General features: G+C 66.2%; 9 protein-coding genes and 1 pseudogene. 2 read left to right on the top strand and 8 right to left on the bottom strand.

The window, feature by feature from the left end:
* Positions 1–158: 158 nt before the first annotated feature.
* On the top strand, positions 159–899 hold the full coding sequence (locus AC2VOP_RS17535; RefSeq protein WP_486962144.1) for a glucose 1-dehydrogenase: 741 nt from the start codon (positions 159–161) through the stop codon (positions 897–899).
* Positions 900–1,114: 215 nt separating this feature from the next.
* Complete coding sequence (locus AC2VOP_RS17530) at positions 1,115–2,155, top strand: phosphodiester glycosidase family protein (RefSeq protein WP_486962145.1); 1,041 nt, start codon at positions 1,115–1,117, stop codon at positions 2,153–2,155.
* On the opposite strand, the gene AC2VOP_RS17525 is transcribed toward AC2VOP_RS17530, so the two are convergent.
* From AC2VOP_RS17525 to AC2VOP_RS17490, 8 genes and pseudogenes are all read right to left on the bottom strand, one after another.
* Positions 2,152–2,970 carry a class I SAM-dependent methyltransferase gene (locus tag AC2VOP_RS17525; protein WP_486962143.1) on the bottom strand — a complete coding sequence of 273 codons (819 nt, stop codon included), beginning with the start codon at positions 2,968–2,970 and terminating at the stop codon, positions 2,152–2,154. The two genes, AC2VOP_RS17530 and AC2VOP_RS17525, sit on opposite strands and share 4 nt — an antisense overlap.
* A gap of 371 nt (positions 2,971–3,341) precedes the next feature.
* Positions 3,342–3,671 carry a hypothetical protein gene (locus tag AC2VOP_RS17520; protein ID WP_486962142.1) on the bottom strand — a complete coding sequence of 110 codons (330 nt, stop codon included), beginning with the start codon at positions 3,669–3,671 and terminating at the stop codon, positions 3,342–3,344.
* A gap of 223 nt (positions 3,672–3,894) precedes the next feature.
* A pseudogene (locus AC2VOP_RS17515) lies at positions 3,895–4,561 on the bottom strand (YoaK family protein).
* Positions 4,562–4,639: 78 nt separating this feature from the next.
* Entirely contained in the window at positions 4,640–5,356 is a 717-nt protein-coding gene (locus tag AC2VOP_RS17510) for a mammalian cell entry protein (protein WP_486962141.1), read from the bottom strand.
* On the bottom strand, positions 5,323–5,886 hold the full coding sequence (locus AC2VOP_RS17505) for a mammalian cell entry protein (protein WP_486962140.1): 564 nt from the start codon (positions 5,884–5,886) through the stop codon (positions 5,323–5,325). Before AC2VOP_RS17505 ends, AC2VOP_RS17510 begins: the two co-directional genes overlap by 34 nt.
* Positions 5,883–6,890, bottom strand: coding sequence for an RDD family protein (locus AC2VOP_RS17500; protein WP_486962139.1), 1,008 nt, complete (start codon positions 6,888–6,890; stop codon positions 5,883–5,885). Before AC2VOP_RS17500 ends, AC2VOP_RS17505 begins: the two co-directional genes overlap by 4 nt.
* The gene (locus tag AC2VOP_RS17495; RefSeq protein WP_486962138.1) at positions 6,887–7,552 is read right to left on the bottom strand and encodes a hypothetical protein; all 666 of its coding nucleotides are present in this window, start codon (positions 7,550–7,552) and stop codon (positions 6,887–6,889) included. Before AC2VOP_RS17495 ends, AC2VOP_RS17500 begins: the two co-directional genes overlap by 4 nt.
* On the bottom strand, positions 7,522–8,560 hold a 1,039-nt coding region (locus AC2VOP_RS17490; RefSeq protein ID WP_486962137.1), incomplete at its 5' end, for an Mce/MlaD family protein. The genes AC2VOP_RS17490 and AC2VOP_RS17495, both read right to left, overlap by 31 nt.

The following is an 8,560-nucleotide window of genomic DNA, read 5'->3' as shown; positions in this document are numbered from 1 at the left end:
TCCAGGCGTCGTAGACGATGCGCACACCACCGACGCCGTCGAAGGCCCGTTCGACGCGGGTGGTGGCCATCAGGGCAGCGTACGGTGCCGCACCGGGCGCCGGATAGCTGCGGGTAACCTCAGCTGGCCTCAGCTGGCCTCAGGTAACCTCACCGGCCATGGGCCGAGTGGATGACAAAGTTGCACTAATCAGCGGTGGCGCTCGCGGGATGGGCGCCGCACATGCCCGGCTACTGGCCGCCGAGGGCGCCAAGGTCGTCGTCGGGGACATTCTCGACGAGGAGGGCGACAAACTCGCCGGGGAACTGGGCGAAGCCGCCCGCTTCATCCACCTCGACGTCACCCAGCCCGATCAGTGGCAGGCCGCCGTCAAGGTCGCCGTCGACGCCTTCGGCAAGCTCGACGTGCTGGTCAACAACGCCGGTATCGCCAGCGGCAATACGCTGCGAGACCTTCCGCTGGCCGACTGGCAGCGAGTCATCGACGTCAACCTGACCGGGACATTCCTGGGCATGCAGGCGGGTGTGACGCCGATGATCGAGGCCGGGGGCGGCTCGATCATCAACATCTCGTCGATCGAGGGCGTGCGGGGCAGCCCCGGCCTGTACGGCTACGTGGCGTCGAAGTTCGCGGTGCGGGGACTGGCCAAGGCGGCGGCGCTGGAGCTGGCCGCGCACAACATCCGGGTGAATACCGTGCTGCCGGGTCTGGTCCGGACCCGGATGACGATCGGCATCCCCGATGATTTCCTGCAGATCCCGCTCGGCCGGGGCGCCCGGCCCGCCGAAGTGTCCGCCTGCGTGCTGTATCTGGCTTCCGACGAGTCCTCCTACTCCACCGGAGCGGACTTCGTGGTGGACGGCGGCCTGACGATCGGGGTGCCGCACAAGACCTCATAGCGAGTCAGCCGGGAAGCAAAGCCCAAGCGAGGGAACGTCATTGCACCGGTACCGAACCGCAGCCAACCCGTGACACATGTTGGCGCGTTACCGGCGTTGCCGTCGTTAGCATTTGGCCTATCGACCTGAACGCCGAAAGGGCAATCGTGGCACACCGGGCATACCCCCGCCGCCTGGGCGCAGCCCCGCGCCGCCTGGCGGCCGGCTGCGCGACGATGGTGCTGTGCCTGATGGTGGCAACCGGTGCCGGCCAACCCGTGGCGCAGGCCGCCGACGGCCGCGACCTGCTGGCTAACGCGATCGCCACCACGCGCGGTTCGTATTTGGTCTACAACTTCGGCGGCGGACACCCCGCCCCCATGCTCAACGCCGACGGTAGCTGGTACGAAATGAACAACGGCGGGCATCTGATGATCATCAAGGCTGCGTCGCAAAGACTTTCACCGCACCTGCTGGTGGATAGCCACGCCGGTTTCCAGGCACGGTGTGAACGCGACCCGCGGGCCCGCACCGGTGAGGGGCTGTGGCAGGCTTCGGAAATCTATCCCCCGCTGCAAGCCTGGCGAATGCTGGGACAGCCGACGATCGCGATCAATGCCAACTTCTTCGACGTGCGCGGCCAGAAAGGCGGCTCGTGGCGGTCGACCGGGTGCAGCTCCCCGCTAGGCGCCTACGTCGACAACACCCGCGGGCAAGGCCGGGCCAACCAGGTAGTCACCGGAACCGTTGCCTACGCCGGCAAGCAGGGGCTCTCCGGTGGCAGTGAGCACTGGTCCACGTTGGCCACCATGATCCTGCCCAGCCACGGTGCACCGTATGTGGTGTGGCCCAAGGGCGGTCGAGACGGTGGCGACTACGACGCCGCCGGTCCGGTCGTCGGCGAACTCGTGGATAAGGGTGAACGATTTGTCGCGGTGAGCGGACTCGGGCTGTTGGCGCCGGGGAACACCGGCCAGCTCAACGACGGCGGGCCCAGCGCGGCCCGAACCGCGATCGCCTACTCGAGGCCCAAGGACGAGATGTACGTCTTCGAGGGCGGCAACTACACCCCGGACAACATGCAGGATCTCTTCCGCGGTCTGGGCAGCGACACCGCGGTGCTGCTGGATGGTGGCGGCTCGTCGGCGATCGTGCTGCGTCGCGACACCGGCGGAATGTGGGCCGGTGCGGGTGCACCCAAGGGGTCGTGCGACACCCGCCAGGTGCTCTGCGATTCGCATGAACGCGCCCTGCCGAGTTGGCTGGCCTTCAATTAGCAATGAGCTGAGCCGGCCAAGAGCTCCTGAAGGCCGGCGCTCAAGCGGGCCACCTTCGGGCGTCGACCCGCCTTATACCGATTCCAGGCCGCCCGATACTTGATCCCGTTCCGGGCCGCATACTCCGATAACTTCACACCTATGTCACGCTCTGCGGGTGCCCACATCCCGCCCCACCAACCGCGTGTGTCTGGTGCCGCGAAGCACCACACGCTTGCGGTCGGTGTGACGTCGTCGAATCCGGCTGCCTGAGCCCAGGCGAGCAGGTGACGTCCTGCGTCGGGCTCGCCACCGTTGACGCGGGCCGCTCGACGGTAGAGGTCGAGCCAGCGATCCAATGCTGGAAGCTTCGGGGACCACATGAACCCGGCGTAGTCGGCGTCCCGGGCTGCGACGATCCCGCCCGGAACGCATACCCGCCGCATCTCCCGTAGTGCTCGCACCGGATCGGCGACATGTTGGAGCACCTGGTGGGCATGCACCACATCAAAGGTGTCATCGGGGAAATCGAGCGCGTGAATGTCGGAGACTGCGAATGAGACGTTAACCTGGTTTCGCGATCGCGCTTCTGTGCGAGCCAGGTTCAGGGCGTCCTCGGTTATCTCCATGGCAGTGACCTGCCCGGGCAGGATACGCGTGGCGAGGTCGACGGTGATTGTTCCAGGGTCACAGCCGATGTCGAGCACCGACATGCCGGGCCGAAGGTGCGGCAGGAGGTACCCGGCAGAGTCCTCCGCCGTGCGTGTGCGATGTGCCCGCAGGACCGACTCGTGGTGCCCGTGGGTGTAGACGGCCTGCTGCCCCGCATTGATCATGTAGCCCCCTGCGATCGAAGCGACTCCAGATGCGACGTTACCGGCCGGAGCTTACATTGTGAAATAACTATCTCATATTCTGGGATAAATCGGGCCGTTCTCGCAGTAGGGCAACGGTTTCGGTCTTCACTTCACGTACAACGGTGTTCGCAGAGAAATCCGCTGTCGAACACCGACCTACATTTCGCCTACACCGTGTTCATGGCTTCCGCCGACCCGATGACCATCCGGGTCGCCGGACGGACTCAGAGCGGCTCCAATCGCTCCTGCTCGACCCGGCTATCAACCCCATTCGAGACTCGCCGTGGCCTGCTCACCCCCGTGCCACTCTTCGCGTGCCCCACCCACGCGCGTGAGCTCGGGCCGCGGAGCTACGACTTGTCGTCGCGGCCGATTAGGGTATTCAACAGGCCCAGGATCTGATCGAGACCGCCGGTGGTCTGGTCCAGCCGTGCCCGCATCTCGGCGAAACCTTGGTCCATCGCCTGTCCTTGCTCGACCTGGGCTTCCCGCAAGGCGTTGAGTGCGCGGGTGTGCGTGCGGAGTTCGGCCCGGACCTCAGAGACATCCCGGTCGGCGCCCGCGGCAAGCTCCCGGGCCGCGCTGGCGTCTGTTTGGGCGGTGCTGACTTGCTGCTCTAGCTCTCCCAGCCGGGCCTCCAGCGCGGCCACGCGGGCTTCGAGATCCGATGAGTCGGACACAATCAGGCAAGCCTAGCTGATGCCGAGCGGTATAAACATAATTCGGTGTTCTCCTTCCGCAGACGCCGACGGCGCGGGGTGTTCCACCGACGCGCAGGATCCCATCGCCCAGCACCAGCATCTCGCCGAACTCGGCGTCTCGACCACGCCTACACGGGCAGCAACCGCGCTCTGAGCCTGTCGTGCCCGCAGTACGCTTGGGCTGGGTCTACCAACCGGGTAGCTAGCCGAACCGGAACAGCGACAAACTCACCGCAACTACCGCGGCGGCGAGGGCGATCACCGGGGCCACCATCAGCCGCGACAAGGTAGCGCCGACCACCGCACCGCTCAGCATCGCCACAACGACGCTGTAGCGCAGCCTTTCGCAGCTGCCGGTGCCGCCGGCGAGCCTACTGTCCAAACCGATCTCGACGATCGTCGAGGTGAGCACGGTGGTGTAGAGCTCCGTGATACCGAACTGGCGTGCAGTGGCGTCCTGCAATCCGAACACCGCCGCCAGCCCGGCGATCAAGATCAGCTTGGTGTGGTCGTGGTATCGCAGCACCAGCCGCGCCGGCCAGGATCGACAGCACAGTCAACACCGCGATCTCGGTTCCCAGCGCCACGGTGAGCCACAGCCGAGTCAGCCGCCCCAGCCGTCGCACCAGCCTGCCGCCGATCACCGCGCCGGCCAGAAACCCGACGAACGCCGACACCGCGGCGATGGGATCCGTGCCGGTGCCCGGGGCGAACAGGAAGCCGAGGAAGATGACGTTGCCGGTCATGTTGGCCACGAAGATGCGGCCGAGCGCCAGCACACTGATCGCGTCGACCAGACCGGTGCCGAAGGTCAGCAGCAGCAGCGCCGCCACGGTGAGTCGCTCGGACACCGGTGAGCCAACGGGCATGACACACCAGCCAGTCAAACCTACGTTCTGTCACAAACAAGCACCTTCACACGCGTTTCGCCGAACAGTTCGCAACCTTTACACCCGAGGAGTCAGATCCAGCGAGGTGACCGTCGGCATTTTGGTGATCACCCACCGGTGATGGTCGCGCCGCATCGACAATCGATAGGACAGGTATTTCAGCGAGGGAACGGCCCCCTTCAGCTCGCTGGTCGCCGAGGTGTTGGTGTAGAGCAGCACCGTGGCCTCGCGGCCGTCCAGTGATTCCACGGCTGCGGCGGTAACCTGTGTGCTGTCGGTGACTTTCGCCTGTTTGTTGGTCTCCGCGATCGCGTCGATGAACTTGCGGTAGTCGGCTTCGAGGTCACCACTGAGGTAGACCGACGCACGGTCGGCCAGCGTGTCCATGTTCTCCGGCGTGTAGTTCCACAGCGTGGTGATCGCGTTGACCGCGGTCCGGGCGATCTCCGTTTTGATCGCCACCTGCGCCCGGTCAGCCAGATACGGCTGCACCGTGAAACCGGCAAACGCCGCGGCACCGACGAACAGCGCGGCAGACACACCCACCCCGACGGCGGGCCGCCGACCGATCCACCGCTTCGCCGGGCGGGCTGCATCACGAGCTTCCACAGAATCCTCCGCCGGCGCTTCAGCGGCTGCGTCTTCACCGACAGTGGCTTCACCGACAGCGGCCTCACCGACAGCGGCCTCACCGACAGCGTCGGGCGCACAATCTCTGCTTCCCTTGCCGGCTTCGTCTTTCAGATCACCTGAGCGAGATTGCTGATCTTCCACTGATCCCCTTCCTGCTTGGCCGTGACCACCCAGCGATAGGCGATGTCGACGGAGTTCTTGCCGTCCGCCGACGCGGTGGTCACGTCGGTGGCCACCAGCACGTCGGCGCTGCCGTCGTCGTTCCATCGCTCCACTCCGGCGTCGAGAACCCTGCCGGTTCCCGGCTCCTGCCTGGCCACCTGGAGCAGGATCCAATTCGCGTTGTCCTGGTATTGTTTCGCGAACTCACCGGTCGCGTGGGCTAGCACTCCGTCCACGTAGTCGTTGACGTGAAAGGGATCCGGTGAGGTAAAGAACGTCATGAAGGAGCGGACTTCGCCCAGCACCGCGACGTCTCGCATCGCCGCCCGCCGGTGCGCCTCATGCGAGATCAACGTCAGGGCGGCGGCGGTGATCGCCTCTGCGATGACCAACCCGGCGACGACAAACATGACCGGCAGCCGCTGCAGCCGCCACGGCCGTGCGCGCGCAACGGTTTTCGCCGCGAACAGCGGCGTTTCGTCTGGTTGAACCCGGCGGCGCGGACTCAATTGCCATCCTCGGCAGGCAGTGGTTTGGTCACCACGGTGAGGTCGTCGAGGAGCCACTGTGCGGCCCCAGCGGTCGCCGACCTGACAAAGCTCACCCGCACCGACGCGCTCAGGGGCCGCTCCTTACCCGGATCACCGCGCTCACCCTGCAAAAACACCAACATTGTCGCGTCGCGCGGCGTGGCCGACAACACCGAACTATTGACCGCCCAGTACTCGTTGGCGACCGGTTGCGTCTTCTCGACCGCCTGCTGCTCGGCCTCCAGCCGTCCGCGGTATCTCTCGGTCACCAGCGAGCGGGCTTGCGCGAAATCGTCCTGCAACGACTTCGGGTTGTAGGTCAACATCTGCTCGACGATCTTCGGTCCCCGCACGGCGATCTCCGCACGAGCCTGGTCGATGGCCCGATCATGCTGGTACACCACCAGATAGCTCATCACCGCACCCGCGACGCACAGCAGCCCAGCAATCAGAAAAACCACCGCGGCGCGCACAGCTACGTTTCGCGGCGGCCGGGTCGGCAATACCCGTCGCACCTGTGTCCGCGCCAGCATATCGGCAAAAGTGCGCCGCTGCTCGTCCCAGAGCGGCCACAGCCAGCCCACCAACACCGAGGCGGTGTCGAGTAGGTGGGCCAGGTCGCGCAGCAGCAGCCGCCACGGCCCGACCAGCACGGCGGGCCCGATCGGGGCGCTGCTGTTCGGCTGGACCGCGATACCGAAAACGGCGCGACCAAGGCTCCACCCGGTGATCGCGGGCAGCAATGCACGGTTGGCGGCGATCAGCACTATCGCAAGTCCGGCGATCGAAACACCCGACCACCACCACCCGCCACGCAGCGGCACACTTAAGGCAGCCAACGCCATCGTCGTCACCACGGCAACGCCCGGCAGCACGTCGACGGCGAACGCCGCGGCGCGAACCCACCAGGTCGCCAAGGTCACCGGCATCGGTGTCTCTTCGACTGCCGCGGTGGTCTCGGTGTCGTCGACCACCGCCGTCACTTCGTCACCAGGTCGAGGCTGGCAATCTTGTACTGTCCTTCGTCGCGTGCCATCTTCACCCGCATCCGATATCCGTACAGCTGCCCTTGCCCCATCATGCTGTCGATCTTGATGCGCAGTGCCACCAACAGGTCGACCGAGCCGTCGGGGTTGTCGCGTTCGACCGCTGTCCGCATCTCAGCCACCTGAACGTGGGGATCGGCTGCCTGGTAAGCCTGTTCGAGTAGCGTGCCGTACACCGCGTTCTGCGCAGCGAAAGCACCGGTGGAGCATTCAATGATCTTCCGCTGCGCAGCGGGCAGAGCGGCGGCGTCGGGCACCTGGGTGGCGGCGACACAATCCTTGGCGGCCGCGGTGGCCGCGGCGTTATCACGGGCGATCGTCCGGCTTTCGTTGTCAGAGCGCAACGCGAAGTAGCCACCGGTCCCCACGCCGGCGGTCAGCACCAGCAACGCGGCACAGATGCCCCGCACCCAGCCGGTGCCGAGCCGAGACAAGCCAGGTGACGGTGCTTGCTCGCCTACTGTCGATACCGGGTCGGCAGACGAATCCGGGGCGGTGTCGACCGCCTCGTCGTCTGGTGGCCGGCCGAGACTTCCGGACGGTGATGCGTCATCGGCAGCGGAGGTGTTCAGCTGGTTGGCGCCAGCATGTCCTTCCATCCGTTGTCTCCTGTATTGCTCGAGTCGTCGACGGAGAACGTGACGCCATCCGGCCCGATCAGCTCGCCGCTCTGCGGGCGGTAGATCGCTGCGGGGGCCCCGCTCGGAGTGTAGACGCACGGATTGGGCTGCTGCCCGTTGCACTGGACGATCCCGGCGCCGGGCCGTTGCAGCGGGTCGTTGCGCGGCGGCGGCGTCGGTGCGACCCGATCGGCGGGCAGCGGGTTGAGGCCGGTGTTGACCGACGGCGCCTGGATCACGTGGCCCGGCTCGACCGGTTGATCGCAGCGCGCACCCGGCGCCGGGCAGTTGCGGATCTGGTTGGGCTCGCCATACCAGGGGTTGGTGCCGAGCGGGATATAGGGTTTGTCGCTGCGGCAGTCGCGCGGCGTCGGCGCGCGTTTGCCGGGCGCATCGACGCACGGGATATTGCGCACTCCGCGCACGGCTTGCCCCTGGGTGTCCTGCGGGATGGCGCAATAGGAGTCCACCAGCTCGGCCGGGCTGGTGTCGGCGAATGCCCGCCACTGCGCTGCCGGCATGTAACCGGTCAGGCAGGGCGGCGGTGGGTTGAATATCCCGCCCGGGATGTCCAATGCACCCCGGTCGGGAAACGGCGCGGTGACCGTCTGCAGGATCGACGCCAGCTGCGGCACGAACACCAGAAGCTGTTCGGCGTTGCGGTGGTAACGCTTGAGCATGTCGGTGGTGATCACGGTGTTCTGCAGCGTCGTCGGCAGCGTGTCCCGCACATCGCCCAGCGTCCCGTTCAACTCATCGGCGGTCGGTGCCGCTTGACGCAGTATGCCCTTGACGGCCTGGTCCTTCTCGGCGGACTGCGCGGCCAGGGTGTTCAGATTATGTGCCCAGCGCTCGATCGCGTCACCCGAGTCGACCTGGCTGTCCAGAACCGGTCCCGAGTGCTCGATGATGTCGGTGAAGTCGGTGATGTTGGTCTTGAAGTCGGCGGCGATCGCCTGCGTCGCATCCACCAGGCGCTGCAACGCC

The sequence above is a fragment of the Mycobacterium sp. TH-M106 genome (assembly GCF_057473765.1).
This window is presented reverse-complemented; position numbering and strand designations above follow the sequence as displayed.

Bases quoted from the DNA above. Each gene is read 5' to 3' on its own strand.
- AC2VOP_RS17535 (WP_486962144.1), top strand. From the start codon at position 159: ATGGGCCGAGTGGATGACAAAGTTGCACTAATCAGCGGTGGCGCTCGC.
- AC2VOP_RS17530 (WP_486962145.1), top strand. From the start codon at position 1,115: ATGGTGCTGTGCCTGATGGTGGCAACCGGTGCCGGCCAACCCGTGGCG.
- AC2VOP_RS17525 (WP_486962143.1), bottom strand. From the start codon at position 2,970: ATGATCAATGCGGGGCAGCAGGCCGTCTACACCCACGGGCACCACGAG.
- AC2VOP_RS17495 (WP_486962138.1), bottom strand. From the start codon at position 7,552: ATGGAAGGACATGCTGGCGCCAACCAGCTGAACACCTCCGCTGCCGAT.